Genomic DNA, 17,680 nt, shown 5'->3' on the forward strand with positions numbered 1-17,680 from the left:
TTTTACACAGCTAACGCTGCCTTAATAATTTCCTTCGGCCATGAAAAGTCTTGGACACGAGTGCCAGTTGTGTCGGGTCCGAAGACATCGACAAGGGGACCGAAAAGTAGAGGCTTTTCTTTTTCTGAATGAAATAGAATTTCGTGGGCCATGTTATCAATTAAATTTTGCTTCAACTCGTTCAGTTTCAGGGATAGATGAGGATTCTTTTGTCCTTTTTCTAGAACTGAAAGCAAGTTTTGAATTTTAGCTTTCAGTGTATCCTGAGAAATTTGGGAAAAGAGGTTTGAAGCAAGGTCATTCTTTTGTAAATCTGCATGAAATAGATCCAACATAAGAGGTTTGATCGCTCGCCCAGCAACAACAGGCCCCGGTTCGAACTGAATTGCATGTGGCTCTGTATCCATAATCGAGAGGTGATTTAACTTTAATTCCGTAAAGGGATGAACACCTAAATCAATATGCTCGCGATGCTTGATCTGCACAGATCCCCATGGGCTGTTCCAAATATCACTTTGGTAGGAGTTAATAAATTTTAAAGACTCAATATCGAAGTAGGCGCCGAAGCTATGTTTATGACTGCTCACAAAAAATGAAAGAAAGTCGCTAGCACTGCCAAAGAGCTCACAGTTTTCAAAATTTGTTTGGAATTTATTCTGACAGAAGAAAGAGATCTGCGCTTGCGCTGAAAGATTCTCTTTAACCTCGTCAATAATTTCCTCTTTTGTGCCTTCACTTCCTGCATTCAGGAGTGTCTTACGTAAGACGCTTTGATTTTCAGGGGAAGGACAGTGAAATATTTTAAGTTCAGCTTTTTGGAAGAAATCAGTGATAAGTTTTTGCTTTTCATCCGAGATGCGATTGGCAGGCAAAGCAATTACGACTTTATTCAGCTCAGGATTAACTTTTTTTACGCGGCTGAGTTCTTCAGTCAGATAAGCTTCCGTTACTTTTTGTGGATCTATCGGAATAATTAACTGAGTAGCCGCTAGTGAAAGCGCTTTACTGTCTGTTAATGTGTAAGAGTTTTCAAAGTCCTTCAAGATGACTTGCGAGATACTACCGCCCAGACGAAATTGTCGTAGACGATCAAAATATTTAGTGACGATAAAAACAGGAAGTTCCGGATCGTCTTCACCTGTGCTGGTTTTGATATGCTGTTTCACTTGTCCTAAAAGAGACTTTAAAGAAACTTGGGGTAGAAAAATTGATTTTTCAAATAAGGCTGTAGGCGTTTTTGACTGTGAAATATCAAACAAGCCAATTGTGGCATAAGATTCGCCTAGATACAGAGCAACTGCTAGTTTCGACATCATTTTTAATTAACTCACGCTTTCTTTTATTGTAATCGGTATGTTATGAACTCAGATAAAGAGGGTCAACTATGAAAGTATCGGCACAGATATTAAACCTAATTCCGTATAAACCAGGAAAACCTATTTCTGAAACACAGCGGGAATTTGGTCTGACTGAAATCGTAAAATTGGCTAGTAATGAGAATCCTTTAGGGCCTAGTCCTAAGGCGGTTGAAGCTGTGCAAAAATATCTTTCTCAGCAGCACCGCTACCCAGATCCAGTGGGTTACGAGCTGGTAAAAAAAATCTCAGAAAAATGGGATGTTCCGGCCTCTCAGATCGCTTTGGGTAATGGCTCTAATGAAATCATCGACTTACTCATTCGTATTTTTTGTGAACCATCTACAGATTCGATTTTAACTTCAGAGGCGGCTTTTGTTGCTTATCAAGTCTGTGCTCAAGCGGCGCGTGTTAAAGTTAGAACAGTACCACTTCGCGAAGATTTAACGATTGATTTGAAGGCCATAGCGGATCACTTTTTTAGAAATCCCACAGCTAATATTCATTTGATCTTCATTCCTAACCCGAATAATCCAACAGGCACAGTAGTTGGTGGAGCTGAATTAGAAGAGTTCCTTGTGCGCTTGGGAAACCGCGACGATGTTCTATTGGTTTTTGATGAGGCCTATACTGAATATGTGCGCGATCCTAAGTTCAAAGCGGCTTCCAGCTTCTACAAAAAATACTCGAATGTTTTGGTCTTAAAAACTTTTTCAAAAGTCTATGGTATGGCCGGTTTACGTTTAGGAGCCTTGGTCGCTCCAGAGTACGTATTAGAGTATTACAATCGTGTCCGTAATCCATTTAATGTGAATGATTTAGCACAAGTTGCGGGGATTGCCGTTTTAGATGATGAAGATTACGTCAAAGCTTCGCAAAAAGCGGTGTGGGATGGGCTTGAGTATTTTTATAAAGAACTCAGTCGTCTTAATTTGAAGTACTATCCATCAGAAGCCAATTTTGTCTTATTTGATACTCAGCGTGATGTCGAGCAAGTGAACCTCAATTTGCTTAAAAAAGGTGTGATTTTACGTCCTGTCCAAAATTATGGCTTCAAGACATTAATGCGTATGACAGTCGGTAATATGGACGAGAATAAAAAAGCGATTGCTGCTATAGAAAAAATGCTGACTGAGGTTTCTGAAATCGGTTAGGCTCAGCTTTTCAAGGATTTATTATGGGTTTTGTGATCACAATTGATGGGCCTGCGGCCTCAGGGAAGTCCTCTGTCAGCAGAGAACTGGCAAAGCGTTTAGGTATCCCATGGGTGTCTACGGGTGCGTTTTACAGAGGATTGGCCTACGCCGCTCTGGAAAGCGGTATCGATCTATCAGATAAAGTGGCTCTAACAGAGTTAGCAATGTCAGATACGTGGAAGATCGTGATGACTCCAGAAAGAACTCAAGCTTGGTTTCGCGATCAAGATGTCACAGATAAGATTGCACAAGAAGCTGTGGGCAATGTGGCTAGCCAAATCAGTCATTATCCAGAGGTTCGTCGTTCTCTTTTAGATCACCAGCGCCAATGCGCTTTAAAAGCCAATGGCTTGGTTGCCGAGGGCCGAGACTGCGGAACGGTAGTCTTCCCTCAGGCCGAAGTTAAAATTTATCTGACGGCATCGTCCGAGCACAGAGCCCAAAGACGGGCGCAAGAGTTGGGAATGGATGAAAAAGAGCTGGTGATCCAGCAAAAACAACGTGACGAGCAAGATTCAACACGTAAAACGGCTCCTCTACAGATACCACAGGATGCCTTGGTGGTGGATACCACTCAAATGACCCTGATGGACGTTGTTGAGAAGATCCATCAGTTCGCTCAGCAAAAAATCTAATAGCCTAAAAAATAAGCAAGTCGAGCGGGGTTACTCTGTGGTTGACCATAGCCTTAAAACCCCCTAGAACTACTCTTCAGCCTTAGAGTTCCAAGAGGACACTTTGCGCGGGAGGAAAAAGAAAGAACATGAACAAAACATTAAATAAGAGCGAAAAAGAAAAACAATCGGTTTTAGCGATGCTAGATGCAGAAGATGCTAAGATCCCAGCAAATCCTGGTTTGAATACTCAAGCTGCAGGTGGAGAGTTCGAAAAACTCTTTTCAGCTTCAACAAAAGAACAAGATTTCAGAGTAGGTGATGTTGTCACTGGTACTGTTGTTGAGGTTCAATCAGACTACGTTCTTGTAGATATTAACTACAAATCTGAAGGTTTGATTCCGATCAATGAATTCCGTATGGTTGATGGAGTTCGCCAAGTAAAAGCTGGTGACCAAGTCGAAGTGTTGATTGACCGTATCGAAAACGATAACGGCATGATTTCATTATCTAAAGATAAAGCTGACATGTTACGTGCATGGACAGATATTTCTAAAGCGGCTGAAAACGAAGAGATCATTGAAGGTGTTGTTGTAGCGAAAGTTAAAGGCGGCCTTTCTGTTGATATTGGCGTTAAAGCATTCTTACCAGGTTCTCAAATCGATTTGCGTCCAGTACGCAACATGGATGTTTACTTAGGTAAAAAATATAAATTCAAAGTTATCAAGTTTAACAAAAAACGCGGTAACATCGTACTTTCTCGCAGAGCGATTCTTGAAGAAGAACGCGATAGTTTGAAAGCACAAACAGCTGATACAATGAAAGAGGGAGCTACAGTAGTAGGTCTTGTTAAAAACGTAACTGATTACGGTGCTTTCATTGATTTAGGTGGTTTGGATGGATTGTTACACATCACAGACATGAGCTGGGGACGTGTAAAACACCCTTCTGAGTTGATCAACGTGGGTGACGAAATCCAAGTTAAAATCTTGAAATACGACACTGAAAAAGAGCGCGTATCTTTAGGTTTAAAACAATTAACTGAAGATCCTTGGGCAAATATCAAAGGCACATACCAAATCGGTGCTCGCGTTAAAGGTAAAGTCGTATCAGTTGCTGAATACGGTGCTTTCGTTGAGTTAGGTGATGGAGTTGAAGGTTTGATCCACGTTTCTGAAATGTCTTGGACTAAACGTGTAAAACACGCAAACCAAGTAGTTCAAGTAGATCAAGAAGTTGAAGTTCAAGTTCTTGAAATCGACACTGAAAATCGTCGTATCAGCTTGGGCATGAAACAACTTCAAGCTAATCCTTGGATCGAGTTGAAAGAAACTTACCCTCCAGGAACTATCATTGAAGGTGAAGTAAAATCAGTAACTGATTTCGGTATCTTCGTTGGTATCGAAGACGGTATCGATGGTTTAGTTCACATCTCTGACTTCTCTTGGACTAAACGTGTAAATCACCCTTCTGAAATGTTCGCTAAAGGACAAAAAATCAGAGCGGTTGTTTTAGGTGTAGATTCTGAGAACGAAAGATTCTCTTTAGGTGTTAAACAACTTGAAGGTGATCCTTGGTCACAAATCGAAACTAAATACGGTATCGGGACACAACACGATGTTAAAGTAACTAAAACAACTGACTTCGGTGCATTTGTTGAACTTGCTGCTGATATCGAAGGTTTGATCCACATTTCTGAGTTAACAACTGATAAAATTCAAACAGTTGAAGACTTCGTAAAAGTTGGTGAAACTTTGAAAGCTGAAGTGATTACAATCGATAAAGATGCTCGTAAAATCGGGTTGTCTTCTAAGCTTGTAAAACTGCGTGAAGCTAAAGCAGATGTTGATGACTACGTTAAAAAAGCGACTTCAACTTCTAAAACAAGCTTCGGCGACATGTTCGGCGATCAGTTGAAAAACTTAAAAACAGATAAAAACTAGTTTTAAAGGTGCGGGTTTTATACGCACCTAGACAAACAGAATTGAAAAGGGTGCCCACGGGTGCCCTTTTTTTATTTTTACCCCTATAATAGATCGTCAGATTAATAAAAAAGGATTTTTATGAAGAAGTGGTCATTCCGTAGAAAATTTGTCATCGGTCTTATTCTGATTCTTTTGGGTATTTACATCTATCGTACCTCAACAGGTTACTGGGGTGATAACGAAAGTCGACTTTCTAAAAATGCAATTCTGCACTTAGAAGTGAATGGCGTTATTCTTAATGGCAAAAAGCTATTAACCACTCTTAAAAAATACAAAACAGATTCCGCTATCAAAGCCATTGTTGTGGATATCAATTCTCCAGGAGGAGCGGTTGGTCCTTCGCAAGAAATTTATTACGAGTTAATGCGAGTTAAGCAAGAGACTAAAAAACCAATCGTTTGTGTCAGCACCAACTTGATTGCAAGCGGTGGTTACTATGTGGCTTTGGCCTGCGACAAAATCGTAGTAGCTCCGGGGACTATGTTAGGTTCTATCGGTGTTATTATGGAGTTTGCTAACTTAGAAAAACTATATGATTGGGCTAAAATTCAACGTTATTCAATATCTTCAGGTCGATTTAAAGACTCAGGATCTGAGTACAGACCTATGCGTGAAGATGAGCGTTTATTATTCCAAGGGATGATTGATGAAGTATATGAACAGTTTCGCAATGCTGTGATTGAAGCTCGTCAGTTACCTCACGAAACTGTAGCTATGTATGCTGATGGACGTGTGATGACAGGAGCTAAAGCTGTCGAGCTGAAATTTGCAGATTCTATCGGGACATTTGAAGATGCGGTGAAACTAGCAGCTACAGAAGCTGGTTTAGGGGATGATTACAAAGTCTTTAAACCGAAAAAAGAGCGCACAGGCTTTATGGATATTTTCAGTCTAAATGATGATGTGGACGATCTGAACACGCTGACTGATGTTCAAGAGTTAATGAGTGGTAAAGCTGCGATTTCTAGCGGGGCCGCAAAAGAAGTTATCAGAACAGTTTTGAAAACGCGTTACTTAAATCAACCTCTTTATTTGATGCCTGGTTATTGGGAGTAGTTGTTTGGCAAAGAAAAAAAGTCCAACAACTAAGAAAACGAAAAGCAAAAAGTCTTCATCTAAAAAAGCGAAGACTGATGGCTGGCCCAATCAACGCAACATCTTCTTTCGCCCTGAAAGACTAAAGTATGTTCGTAAGATGGTTAAAACTTCAGGTTGTGTGTTCTGTAACTCTGCAAATAAACCTGAATCTTTTGAAACACTTTGTGTTTATAAAAGTCAGCATTCCCAGATCGTCTTGAATAAATACCCTTATAATAATGGTCATCTATTGGTTTTGCCGTTAGAGCACGTAGGACAAATATTAGAGCTAAGTCCTGAGCGCTACGACGACTTACATCGCACTTTGCGATTAGCCATTCAAGCCATTCAAGATATCTATGCCCCAAATGGGATGAATATCGGGATGAATCACGGAGCTTCTGGAGGTGCGGGTATTCCCGAGCATCTTCATTATCATATAGTTCCCCGTTGGAATGGTGATCTTAATTTCTTCCCGCTAATTGCAGGTACAAAATTAGTGATGGAGTCATTAGACGACACTTACGCACGATTAACTGAATATTTTTCTAAGATAGAGGAGTGAGTATGGCTCAGATTCAAGTTGCACCAATAACTCCAGTTGTAAAAAAAATCATGATTGCCATTGCTGCTGTTTGGATAGTGATGCAAATCGTTTTAGATAAGTTTGTGGGTTTGAATATCAGTACATGGTTTTTTCTTCACCCAGATCAGGTGATCGAAAAGTTTTGGGCATGGCAGCTCTTCACCTATATGTTTTTTCATGCGCTTTCACCTTTCCATATCTTCTTTAATGCCCTAATGCTTTACTTCTTTGGTTCTGAGTTAGAGCGCCATTGGGGTGGCCGCTTCTTCACGATTTATTATGCTGTCTGTGGGGCTGGGGCTGCCATCGTGTATTGTTTTGGCGTGGCTATTTATGCTGTGATAACTGGCAATCAGGCACCACTCGGGATTCCTGTTATTGGGGCTTCAGGGGCCTTGTTCGGTCTATTGGTGGCCTACGGAATCATCTTTGGTGAGCGAGTGGTCTACTTTATGGGTCTGTTCCCAATGAAAGCTAAGTATTTTGCTATGATTGCGGCGGCTTTAGATCTGTCCTCACTGTTGACGACTGGCTTCAGTGGTGGCGAGGTGGCCTATTTAGCCCATCTCGGGGGAGCCCTTGTCGGTTTCCTATTCTTATGGACGAATACGCGCTTAAAGCTCAGTAAAACCCGCTCTAAGCTGAATAAGAAGGGGGCTGGGCTTCGCCTTGTAGTCGATAACGAAAAGCTGAAAGACGACAAAAACGGCCCTAAATACTGGAATTGATTTTAATCCCATTTAAAGATATATAGAACTCTGCATAAAACAGATCGAGGTAAGAGATGTCATTAAATAAAGCGCTTGAAGAACTTAAGTACGATAAAAGATTAGTAGATTTGAACATTAAAATGGGACGCGTAACTAAAGAACAAGTTGAGCAGTACACGCAAAACTTGGAAGATTTAGAGGCTCTTTGCGAAAAACTTGATATCGAAAAAGAAGATAAAGACTTAACTTAGTTTTTATTTATTTTGTTGGTGGGCCATATTGACAACAAGAGGGGCCCACTCTTCTCTGCGAATTTTCAGAGTTCCATTCTCTTTAATAACATAAAGAGTTTTCACGCCCACATCCGAGTAACCATCTGACTCGTATTCCTGAACAAACTGAATAAGATACTGATTTTTCAATTGAAAAATATTGGGATCAGAAACTCTAACTTTCACGTAGCTGTATCTTTCTTTTAATTTTTGTTTATGGGCCAACCATGTTTTTTTATTGAATGGTGGAGCCTGGAACTGACTCGAGTACTTTTCGATGTAATTTTCCAGATCTTGATTTTGCCAATGGGTTCTCCATTGATTGAACCATTCCAAAGCGTAGTCTTTGGCTGCCACATGCTCTTCAGCGGAAATCCAATCAATTTTGTTATCAATCACAAGAAATGTTTTATTGAGTAAAATAGTGGATTCTATTTTTTTGATGTCGTTATTGCGAAGGACAACACAGCCACGTGATCCACGCGTCAAAGGAACTTTGTCCGGTACTGAATGTAGCCAGATACCATCCCCAGTTTTATTTTGGAATTTATCGAAGTAGTTTGGATAGTTTGTCGTGAAAGCCATGGAGCCATAAGTTTCAAATGGAATTTCCGGTGGAGCTTTGCGCTCCAGTAGGCGATAGATACCTTCAGGTGTTCTTTTGTCATTGCGTTTTGTTTTGTCGCCAGACTTTTTCCCGATATCGATTGTGTACTGATCTTTGATGGCACCTTGGCTCAAACTGCTTAGATCGATAACGCTTAATTGTCTTTTCGTCTTATCTGCTAAGAGGGCATTTGTTGAAATGCGTTCATCTGTGGAAAGATTCAAAATCTGCTTAGGATATTTCGCTTCAATCGAAGGTGCTGGGATCAATTTAATTTCCATTGCCTCAGGTCCAGAGTCTGGTCCAGTGGCAATAGCTTTATGACTAAAGCTAAAAATAATTAAAAATGATAAAAAATTGTACAAAAACAACAACATAGCGGTGTCTCTCTATCAACTCTATACAGGGGCTAGTCTTTGTACAAGTTTTTTTGTAAGGGAAGATTTGAGCGGTTGTCCTAAATTGAGAATCTCTGGATTGGCACTAAAGGCTAGTCCTGCTCTAGCCGATCCACTTTGCATGAAGGCAACAGTCAAAAAAATCTTAGTGGCATCCATGGTGACAATGAATCTAGCCGCATTGGGATTAGGAACCTATTGGGTTTTTATTTCAACCGTAGGTTACGAGTATCCCAATAAAATCACTGAAAAAAAACTGCGTGAACCTGCGAGCTTAAATGAAAAATTCGCTCAGGCGCCGCTTGTGTACACGATGGATAATTTGGTGGTGAATTTAGCAGGTGTGCCCAAAAGAATGATCATGGTGCAAGTGAACTTAGATATGATCAGTCCTATTGCCTTCCAAGAGATCATGGATTTTGATAATCGTGCTAAAGCGCGTGATCGCATCGTGCGTATTTTAAATGATAAGACTTTTGATGACCTTGAAACCATTCAAGGTAAGCTCTTCTTGAAAGATAAAATAGTTTCAGAAGTGAATCAGGTGTTAAGTAAAGGTCTTGTGAAAGATGTGTACTTTTCAGCCTTCGTTATGAACTCGGAGTTATAATAATCTGCTTTTAAAAGAACAGGTTCATTCAAAAAAAAAGAGGCTCTAAGCCTCTTTTTTTATTTGTAGGTATTATCAAATATCTATCGGCGTTTCTGATAAATCTTCATACCGACATAACCCAGAACGGCTAAGATGAACAGGGCTAAGCCAATCAGCATTTCATTTTGAAAGATACTTTTCTTCGCTTTCGCATGAGCTGCTGTTTCTTCCGGCGCAATAAGATCTGTAGGCATAGCTCCACTGATTGGGGCTCCTAAAATATCAGAAGAGCCGTGAAGAGGACCCAGATCAGGTCTGTTAAGTAAGTCTTTGGTGGCGATCACACGTAAAGAGCGGATGGTGCGATCAAAGTTAGGACTGTGTTTCGCATAGTGTTTGTTGTGAGCGCTGAAGGTCACCAAGATGGCAATTTGATCCTTGATCGTGGCCAAGTAACGAGTGAAGTAGTTTGGAACCTCACTGTCCTGATGAAGGGCATCGAGCCACTTTTGATCATTGATTTTTTGCTCTTGAGATTTGTATTTCACCAGAGACGTCAGAGGAATACCAGATTGAGTCACTGTATTGATGGGGTTGTCCATGTGGCCGGCATAGATTTCATAAGAGTCAGTTGGACCGGTTTCTTTAGCTGTTAAAATAATAACCGCTTCTTTTGCCTCTTGAGGATCTTCAGCGCGGCAAACCCATTCAGTCTGTTCGAGCTGGCACTTCCAATTGTCCTGCATTTCAAAAGAAATATAGGCGTTTTTAAAGGTTCTTGCCTCAGCTTGTAGACTTGATAGTCCTACAGAAGCTAAACACAGAACAGATAAAGTAAGTTTAGTCCTGAATCTTGACACGATGACCTCACTTTGATGTGGACGTAAAGTTTATTTACCGCCTATCATTATAAGCATAAATTATATAAACGACCAGCAGAATTATTTTAGCGTGAGTATATCATGCTTATATAGGGTATCTAGAAGGAGAGTTTATGCTGAACCTGTCCCAGCTACAGACGTTTGTCACGGTTGTCTCTGAAGGAAGTATGACGGCGGCTGCAGATAAATTATTTCTTACTCAACCAGCAGTAAGTCAGCAAATGAAGAACATGGAAGACGACTTAGGTGTCGAGTTAATCGTCCGCGGTTCCAAGCAGATTAAGATGACAGCTCAAGGTGAAATTCTTTATGAGCATGCCAAGAAAATTTTAAGTTTGGCTCAGGTGGCTGAGGTTTCGATTAAATCTATCGGAGCACAGTTGCGCGGTGAACTTCGCATTGGAACTCTGAATTCGATCGGATTACATTTGATGAGTCCTGTTGTAAGTCGACTTTTAAAATTTAATCCTGACTTCAAAATCAAAGTGAACTACGCAAAAGGCGAGTCTTTGATTCAGGATTATAAAAAAGGCGAGTTGGATGTTGTGGTGATTCCAGATGCCGAGCTGAACTACAAAACGCAGATGGCGGATTCGAAGTCTCAGATTTTATTTCAAGAAGAGATGTGGTTGGTCGGCTCGGGTAAAGATGAGTTCTATCCGATGACAATTGCCTTGAATGAAATCAAAAAAATTCCCTATGTGCATTTCTCGGATGAATTCCCTGACTTTGACCTTAAGCTGAATGCGAAAGTGGGAAAAGTGCAGTCGGTATTTGAGTCGGCGAATGTGGGAACTTTAAAACGTGTTATTGAGTATGGTTTGGGAATTGGTTTCTTGCCTGCAAGTTCGATCAAGAAACAAGTGCGCAGTGGACGTTTGAACCATGTGCGTATTTCTGACTTTGAATACAAGATGAACTTCCACTATTACTACAAGACGAGTTCACCAGTTGCTGAAACAGCACAAATTCTGTTTCAAGCTTTAACGGGTGACCAAGAAAAGAATTAGTAAAAAACTAGAAAAGAACTGATTCTGGCCAGCCCATGCGGGATGCGATAATACGTACAATCTCGCTGGCGGTTTCTTCAAGAGCCCGTTCGGTGACATTAAAAACAGGCCATCTTTTATTTTGTTTAAAGAGGCCTTCTGCATATTCAATCTCTTTTAAAATTTGCTGAATCGAAGCGTATTCTCCGCCGGAGTCTTGCCCAAATTTTTCTAGGCGATTTTTTCTGATTCTTTGTAATGAGTTAATATCAATAATCAAACCCACAATTTTTCGCTGATCGATTTTGAACAGTTGCTCGGGTAGAGGAGCACCCAAAACCAATGGGATATTGGCGACTTTCCAACCTTTGTGACTTAAAAAAATCGAAAGAGGAGTTTTACTTGTGCGGCTAATGCCGACCAGAACGATATCGGCTTTATCTAATTCGTTCAGTGTTTTGCCGTCATCATGTCGGACTGTGTATTCGATAGCTTCGATACGTTTAAAATACATATCATCAGTTTGTCTAAGGGCTCCGACTTTTTTTGCAGAGGGAACACCAAAGAAGTGATCCAGCTTTTCAATTAAGGGTCCAAGGAAATCAATGGCCGGAATAGATTTTTCAAGGCAAAGATCAGCTGTCTTTTGTCTAAGAGTGGGGCTCGCAAAGGTGTAGGCGATCATGCCTCTTTTTTCGAAACACTCATCTACTAAGCTCTGAACTTGCTCTTCTGAACGAATATTTTTACAGCGTTGGATATGAATTTCTTGGGCGTCGTATTGCACAAGTGCTGCACGAATCATGGTCACGGCAGTTTCGCCAGTTCCATCAGATAACAGAAAAATAGTGTGGTTGGATTGCTGTTCTGAACTCATGTCGGGAAATTAATTTTCATCAATGTTTTTTGCAGTAACTCGATTCGTAGTCGCGCCCAAGGTTCTGCTAAGATCGTGGTAACCGCAATACTGTAGCGATCATTCAGCGGAATCAGATAAGAGATCAAACCTGAGTCATTGTAGTTTTGTCCTAAATCTAAACCGAAGTGTCGCATTAAAGTTTTGGTAGGTGTTTTTAAAACTTTAAATGCACTTGTGCGTGGTAAATGTAATGTTCTCTGAGGTAGCTGTTTGCAAGAGATCGACTTACCGGCCCAAAAAGCTTGCGTTAGGATAGCGACACCATTGGTTTGTTTTTTTTCAAATAAAAAACCACCTTCAAAGAAACTGGATAGGTGAGAGAAAAGCAAAGGAAGATCTTTTTCTGTAATTTGATCTCCTGAAAAAATATAACTTATATTTTCAAGGAGCTTGTTGTTCTCAGTAATCTGAAATTCATCAGTTTTTAATACTGTGGCTGTTGTTGGCTTGTTTTCGACATGTGATGCAACCTCAGAAGGTTGATCGAACATTTTTTCAAGTTTAGAACTGAGCTTTTTAAACATCAGTTCTAATATAGCTCGTCAGACATTCTCAATGTACGATATAGTCACCGAACTAGCCGTAAGGCGAGTCATCAATTGTGCACTGACATGGGTATGTGAAAAGAGGCGTAGACTTTCTGCTTTTAACTGCTGGCTCGTCAGGGTGATCAAGTTAACCAACTGGGCATCGCTTAAATTTTCCCAAAGCAACAACCACGTATTCAAAAAGTGATCGCCTGTGCCCAGTAGTAACGAGTTCCGACTGTAATCACTTTGCTGCAACGTCATGTCCGTAGCATTTAAGATATTTTGAATTTCAATCGGATGTTCTTTTTTTGGCTTTCTGAGATTCTGTGAAAGAAGGTACTTTGAATGTAAATCGAGCTTCTTCCACCAATAGAGATCGGGATCGTTCTTAATAATCCATAACTGAGCTCCGGCATTGAGGGCCTGAGCTTCTGCGAGTTTATTTTCGCTCATTGCGGACAACCTGATCAAGTAATCCGTTAACAAAAGAAGCGGACTCTTGAGTTCCGAAAATTTTGGCAATCTCGATAGCTTCATTGATCGCAATTTTAGGCTCGATCAATTCATCGGCATAAAACATTTCGTACACAGCCATTCTTAAGATGTTGCGATCAACACCGCCCATACGTTCAATTTTCCAATGGCGACTAGCTTCTTGAATTTTGTGATCAATTTTTTCACGATACTGTCCAACACCACGAACGATGATGTCAGCGTACTTAACTAAGGATTGATCGCGGTTTTGTTCAAAAAGATTAATAAGATCATTAAAAGAAATTTGAGGAGCATACTCGACTTGAAATAGAACTTGTAATGCGATCTCTCTGGATTGTCGTCTCATGTTGTGTCCTTAAAAGAAAACTAGTTGTTTCCGCTGAAGTCTTTATCTGGTTCGCGCATGTTGATTGGGGTAAGGCTCAACTGTGGGCCATTCGTTTCGATCATATCAACAAGCTCATCGCCTTCGAGTTTTTCGACAAACTCTTGTACGTCTTTGAATGTTCTGTAAACACTGGCAAAACGAACGTAGGCAACATCATCTAAAAGTTTTAGTTCTGCCATTACGCGACGGCCGATGATTTGCGATGAAACCTCTCCTTCGCCGCGAGTAATAAGCCATGCTGAGATTCTTTCAACAGAAGCTTCTACTTGCGCCAAGCTCACAGGTCTTTTTTGACATGAGGCTTGCATGCCGCGAATGAGTTTTTCTTTGCTATAAGGTTCGCGGCGTCCATCTTTCTTGATGACAAATGGATAGCTCAACATCACGGTTTCGTGTGTTGAATAACGCGACTTGCAAGAAAGGCATTCTCGTCTTCGACGAATGCCGCCATCCTTTTGGACGCGCGTATCTAAAACTTTATCTTCGGAATGACCGCAGAAAGGGCATCTCATAGCTGAGACTTAAATTAGGTGAGGCTAAAGTCAGGGTCAATCAACTCAATTTGCAAAAAACAAAACTTGCGCGTAGCATAAAAACGAGGAGGCTGAGATGCTATTAAACAGGTGTACGCTGCTTTTTGTATTTTCTACACTGGCTATAACTGCATCAGCTTTTGCTAATGCGCCAAAAGTGGGCAGAGCAGCAGCTGCAAAATACTTTCAGCAAAACCCATCACAAGAATCCACTCAATACACACGAGCTGTGGCTTCCGACTATGCGACAGATCGGTATCTTGCGTTGGGGCTGAGTCTTTATACGAAATCAGACAGTTATCAGTGGGGTCCGGTAAATAAGGAAGAGGATGTCGGTAAATGGGGAATAGATGTGACTTATCGTCTTGGCTCCCATGCTGACTTGATGGATTACGCGTTACGCGTGTCTTACACGGAGTACGAACCAGTAAATAGCAAAGCAAACAAAATGAGCTTTATGTATGCGGTGACTTTTCCTGATGCGAGTTCAAAATTTCCACTTTATTTTGGTGCGGCAGCAGGGCCGGGTGTTTTCTTTACTCAAATCAGTAATGAATCTTCATTAACATTAGATTATCAGTTGTTTTTAGGGCTACGTATTTTTAATTTATTTGAAAGTGCGGGCTTCTATGTCGAAGGCGGTATGAAGAACCACTTGCAACTGACTTCGGATGGACAGTTGAATGGGACCTATGTTTCAGCGGGTGCCATCTTTAACTTTTAATTAAGATCGGAACCATCTTTGGCGCTTCAACTTCATTTTCACCTTGTACAGTCCATTGCTACCGCATTGGATGAAATTTTTTTGAACCACAGATATGCGGATAAAGTTATCGAGTATAGCTTTAAGAAAAATAGTAAGTGGGGAGCGCGTGATCGCCGCTTCTTTGCTGAGGGTGTTTATGAAATTGTTCGCCACCGTCGGTACCTTGAATTTATAGCTGGCACCTCTGAGTCATGGGGATTGTTAGGCGCCTACCTTTACCAAATGTATGGTGAGTTGCCACAGTGGAAAGAAGTAGCAGGATTAAGACCTGAAGCGATGGCTCAGCGGGCTCAAGAAAAGTTGCCGACCGAGATAGAAAACTCTTTTCCTGATTGGTTATCTTCTTTGGGGTATGATGAATTCAAAGATGAGTGGCCAGCGTTGATGAACGCACTCAATAAACCAGCAGAGGTCTTTCTGCGTGTGAATACTTTAAAAGCGACTCCAGATAAAGTGATCAGCGAGTTGGCTCAAGAAGATGTGCATGCAGAAAAAGTGTTGGCGGATAAGTTTACACTTCCTTCTTGTTTGAAATTAGCTAAAAGAAAAAATGTTTTTGCGACGAAGTGTTTTAAAAAAGGTTACTTTGAAGTTCAAGATGCCGCATCACAATTGATCGCTCCGCTGTTAGAAGTGCAGCCGGGCCATCGTGTGGTCGATGCGTGTGCTGGTGCTGGTGGAAAGTCGTTACACTTAGCCGCAGCGATGAAAAATAAAGGCAAAATTATTTCCATGGATATTCATGAATGGAAATTAAAAGAACTGAAAACTCGTGCTGCACGCGGCGGGGTTGACATCATTGAAACGAAAGTCATCGAGTCGAATAAAACGATTAAACGCCTTGAGGGGTCTTTTGACCGCGTACTTTTGGATGTTCCCTGTTCAGGTTTAGGAGTTATTCGACGAAATCCAGACACAAAATGGAAATTAACAATTGAAGAAATTGAACGATTGCAAAATCTTCAGAAAGAAATTATTTCGCAATACTCCAAGATGTGTAAATCGGGTGGCCTGATGGTTTATGCCACATGCAGTATTTTACATCGCGAGAATGAAGAACAAGTGAAATGGTTTTTAAGTTCACCAGCCGGCGAAGGGTGGACGTTAAAAAATCAGTTACGAGTATGGCCACACAAGGATCAGTTTGATGGCTTTTATGCGGCTGTATTGCTTAAAAGCTAAAAGCACTTTCTTTAGATGTTCTAATTTGAGAAAGCCTGCTTTTGCCTGTCTTTGTTTCTTGAATCACGGGATAATGAGCAATGCCTACTAAGCATCTTGAGTTGTCTAAATCCATTGAGGGAAGCCATTTTCAAATTCGCATCAACTCTTTAGTTGGTCGATTGTCGTTACTCGCCGATCATCCTCGTTACAAACTCAAAGATGCAATGAATTTTAAAGAAAAAAATTATTCAACTAAAGGACAACTATCTTTAGTTCCTATGAGCACAAAAAATCTTTTCGTGTTAGAAGATCGCGATGATAAAGGCGATAAAGCACAGAATTTTATCTATGTCAGTGATGAGCTCAGTCAGATGATGAATATTGTGCCAGCAGGGGCTTGGTACAAAGAGCACATCATGGACTTCTTTATGCGAAGTATATCGGTGCCCTTCTTTATCATATACGTTTTATATTATTATACTGTGATGAGATATTATAACACGACAGACACGTTATACGTTTTAAGTTACATCACAGGAGTGATCACGGTGATGTTCGCTGTTATTTATTATTATGCTTGGTCTTCAAAAACAAAATCGAGCTTTCTGCGATTTTGTTTTAAGACAGAGCTGTTCTTTTTTATTGTTGTAGGCACGCTTAATAACGCGTACCAATTGCGTCATCTTATTAGTAGTGCCACGGATATTTTTTAAAGTCCTTATCGCGTTTCTGTACAAATGAATCACGACCTTCTTGTGCTTCTTCTGTGCCGTAGGCAAGTCGTGTAGCTTCGCCAGCGAAAAGCTGTTGTCCTACAAGTCCATCATCAATGAGATTAAACCCATACTTCAGCATTCGCATCGCGGTAGGAGATTTCTTATTCATTTCAGCGGACCATTCAAGAGCCACCTCTTCTAGTTTTTCATGGGGGATAACTTCATTGACCATACCCATTTGGTAAGCTGTTTGTGCATCGTAGTTACGACCTAAAAAGAATATTTCACGCGCTTTTTTCTGGCCAACTTGACGAGCCAAATAAGCTGAACCATAACCAGAGTCGAAGCTGGCCACATCAGGATCGGTTTGTTTGAAAATAGCGTGTTCTTTTGAAGCTAAGGTCATATCGCAGACGACATGCAAAGAGTGTCCACCGCCAACAGCCCAACCCGGTACTACGGCCATAACTACTTTGGGCATAAAACGAATTTGTCGTTGCACTTCCAGTATGTGAAGTCGCCCTAATTTTGCAAGATCGACTTTGCTGAGTTCGGTATTTCCAGTGCCATTAGAGTCACTACCTTCATATTTATAACCATCTTTTCCACGGATGCGTTGGTCTCCGCCCGAGCAAAAGGCCCAACCGCCATCTTTTGGTGAGGGGCCATTGCCTGTGATGATGACCACTCCGACATCAGCACTGATGCGAGCGTGTTCAAGAGCGATAGAAAGCTCGTCTACAGTTTTCGGACGGAAAGCATTGCGAACTTCAGGTCTATTGAAGGCGATGCGCACAGTGCCTTGGTCAACGGCTCTATGATAGGTGATGTCAGTGAAATCGAAGCCTTCGATTTCAGTCCATTTTTCTGGATTGAAGATATCAGATACTTTTTTTGTGCTCATGTG

Annotated in this window: 21 protein-coding genes; 12 read left to right on the plus strand and 9 right to left on the minus strand. The window is 40.9% G+C overall.

What is annotated here, in order from left to right:
- Positions 1-2: 2 nt before the first annotated feature.
- Positions 3-1,316, minus strand: coding sequence for a hypothetical protein (locus A11Q_RS04200; RefSeq protein WP_015469542.1), 1,314 nt, complete (start codon positions 1,314-1,316; stop codon positions 3-5).
- 68 nt (positions 1,317-1,384) lie between these two features.
- Between A11Q_RS04200 and hisC the strand changes: the two genes are divergently transcribed.
- From hisC to A11Q_RS13855, 7 genes are all read left to right on the plus strand, one after another.
- On the plus strand, positions 1,385-2,509 hold the full coding sequence (gene hisC / locus A11Q_RS04205; RefSeq protein ID WP_015469543.1) for a histidinol-phosphate transaminase: 1,125 nt from the start codon (positions 1,385-1,387) through the stop codon (positions 2,507-2,509).
- 23 nt (positions 2,510-2,532) lie between these two features.
- Positions 2,533-3,186, plus strand: coding sequence for a (d)CMP kinase (cmk, locus tag A11Q_RS04210; protein WP_015469544.1), 654 nt, complete (start codon positions 2,533-2,535; stop codon positions 3,184-3,186).
- A gap of 128 nt (positions 3,187-3,314) precedes the next feature.
- Positions 3,315-5,108 carry a 30S ribosomal protein S1 gene (locus A11Q_RS04215; RefSeq protein ID WP_015469545.1) on the plus strand — a complete coding sequence of 598 codons (1,794 nt, stop codon included), beginning with the start codon at positions 3,315-3,317 and terminating at the stop codon, positions 5,106-5,108.
- Between the two features lie 120 nt (positions 5,109-5,228).
- Entirely contained in the window at positions 5,229-6,206 is a 978-nt protein-coding gene (sppA, locus tag A11Q_RS04220) for a signal peptide peptidase SppA (RefSeq protein ID WP_015469546.1), read from the plus strand.
- Between the two features lie 4 nt (positions 6,207-6,210).
- Positions 6,211-6,792 (plus strand): HIT family protein, encoded by a 582-nt coding sequence (locus tag A11Q_RS04225; RefSeq protein ID WP_015469547.1) that lies wholly within the window; start codon positions 6,211-6,213, stop codon positions 6,790-6,792.
- A 2-nt stretch (positions 6,793-6,794) separates the two neighbouring features.
- Entirely contained in the window at positions 6,795-7,541 is a 747-nt protein-coding gene (locus A11Q_RS04230) for a rhomboid family intramembrane serine protease (protein ID WP_015469548.1), read from the plus strand.
- 56 nt (positions 7,542-7,597) lie between these two features.
- Complete coding sequence (locus tag A11Q_RS13855; protein ID WP_015469549.1) at positions 7,598-7,774, plus strand: hypothetical protein; 177 nt, start codon at positions 7,598-7,600, stop codon at positions 7,772-7,774.
- A 3-nt stretch (positions 7,775-7,777) separates the two neighbouring features.
- Here the strand turns inward: A11Q_RS13855 and A11Q_RS04235 are convergent, their stop codons facing one another.
- Positions 7,778-8,683, minus strand: coding sequence for a L,D-transpeptidase Cds6 family protein (locus A11Q_RS04235; RefSeq protein ID WP_158320353.1), 906 nt, complete (start codon positions 8,681-8,683; stop codon positions 7,778-7,780).
- 238 nt (positions 8,684-8,921) lie between these two features.
- Here A11Q_RS04235 and A11Q_RS04240 point away from each other — a divergent pair, with 238 nt between their 5' ends.
- Entirely contained in the window at positions 8,922-9,410 is a 489-nt protein-coding gene (locus tag A11Q_RS04240) for a flagellar basal body-associated FliL family protein (RefSeq protein ID WP_148284935.1), read from the plus strand.
- An 83-nt stretch (positions 9,411-9,493) separates the two neighbouring features.
- On the opposite strand, the gene A11Q_RS04245 is transcribed toward A11Q_RS04240, so the two are convergent.
- A complete protein-coding gene (locus A11Q_RS04245; RefSeq protein WP_015469552.1) occupies positions 9,494-10,252 on the minus strand; it encodes a hypothetical protein in 759 nt (252 codons plus the stop codon).
- 134 nt (positions 10,253-10,386) lie between these two features.
- On the opposite strand from A11Q_RS04245, the gene A11Q_RS04250 reads away from it, so the two are divergent.
- Complete coding sequence (locus tag A11Q_RS04250; RefSeq protein ID WP_015469553.1) at positions 10,387-11,283, plus strand: LysR family transcriptional regulator; 897 nt, start codon at positions 10,387-10,389, stop codon at positions 11,281-11,283.
- Between the two features lie 7 nt (positions 11,284-11,290).
- Here A11Q_RS04250 and A11Q_RS04255 read toward each other — a convergent pair whose 3' ends face one another.
- From A11Q_RS04255 to nrdR, 5 genes are read right to left on the minus strand one after another with little or no spacing between them, the layout of a single operon-like run.
- Positions 11,291-12,139, minus strand: a complete 849-nt coding sequence (locus tag A11Q_RS04255) for a pyruvate, water dikinase regulatory protein (RefSeq protein WP_015469554.1) — start codon at positions 12,137-12,139, stop codon at positions 11,291-11,293.
- Positions 12,136-12,705, minus strand: coding sequence for a hypothetical protein (locus A11Q_RS04260; RefSeq protein WP_015469555.1), 570 nt, complete (start codon positions 12,703-12,705; stop codon positions 12,136-12,138). The genes A11Q_RS04255 and A11Q_RS04260 overlap by 4 nt, the downstream gene beginning before the upstream one ends.
- Positions 12,706-12,723: 18 nt before the next feature.
- Complete coding sequence (locus tag A11Q_RS04265; protein WP_015469556.1) at positions 12,724-13,164, minus strand: hypothetical protein; 441 nt, start codon at positions 13,162-13,164, stop codon at positions 12,724-12,726.
- A complete protein-coding gene (gene nusB, locus A11Q_RS04270; protein ID WP_015469557.1) occupies positions 13,151-13,552 on the minus strand; it encodes a transcription antitermination factor NusB in 402 nt (133 codons plus the stop codon). The genes A11Q_RS04265 and nusB overlap by 14 nt, the downstream gene beginning before the upstream one ends.
- A gap of 20 nt (positions 13,553-13,572) precedes the next feature.
- A complete protein-coding gene (nrdR, locus tag A11Q_RS04275) occupies positions 13,573-14,106 on the minus strand; it encodes a transcriptional regulator NrdR (protein ID WP_015469558.1) in 534 nt (177 codons plus the stop codon).
- A gap of 97 nt (positions 14,107-14,203) precedes the next feature.
- On the opposite strand from nrdR, the gene A11Q_RS04280 reads away from it, so the two are divergent.
- The 3 genes from A11Q_RS04280 (at position 14,204) to A11Q_RS04290 (ending at position 16,770) form a co-directional block, all read left to right on the plus strand.
- On the plus strand, positions 14,204-14,851 hold the full coding sequence (locus A11Q_RS04280; protein WP_015469559.1) for a hypothetical protein: 648 nt from the start codon (positions 14,204-14,206) through the stop codon (positions 14,849-14,851).
- Positions 14,852-14,869: 18 nt separating this feature from the next.
- Positions 14,870-16,075 (plus strand): RsmB/NOP family class I SAM-dependent RNA methyltransferase, encoded by a 1,206-nt coding sequence (locus A11Q_RS04285; protein ID WP_015469560.1) that lies wholly within the window; start codon positions 14,870-14,872, stop codon positions 16,073-16,075.
- Positions 16,076-16,155: 80 nt separating this feature from the next.
- Positions 16,156-16,770 (plus strand): hypothetical protein, encoded by a 615-nt coding sequence (locus A11Q_RS04290; protein ID WP_015469561.1) that lies wholly within the window; start codon positions 16,156-16,158, stop codon positions 16,768-16,770.
- Here A11Q_RS04290 and A11Q_RS04295 read toward each other — a convergent pair.
- Positions 16,745-17,677, minus strand: a complete 933-nt coding sequence (locus A11Q_RS04295) for a 1,4-dihydroxy-2-naphthoyl-CoA synthase (RefSeq protein WP_015469562.1) — start codon at positions 17,675-17,677, stop codon at positions 16,745-16,747. The genes A11Q_RS04290 and A11Q_RS04295 overlap by 26 nt on opposite strands.
- Between the last annotated feature and the right edge of the window lie 3 nt (positions 17,678-17,680).

Source organism: Pseudobdellovibrio exovorus JSS, from assembly GCF_000348725.1.
Lineage (GTDB): Bacteria > Bdellovibrionota > Bdellovibrionia > Bdellovibrionales > Bdellovibrionaceae > Pseudobdellovibrio > Pseudobdellovibrio exovorus.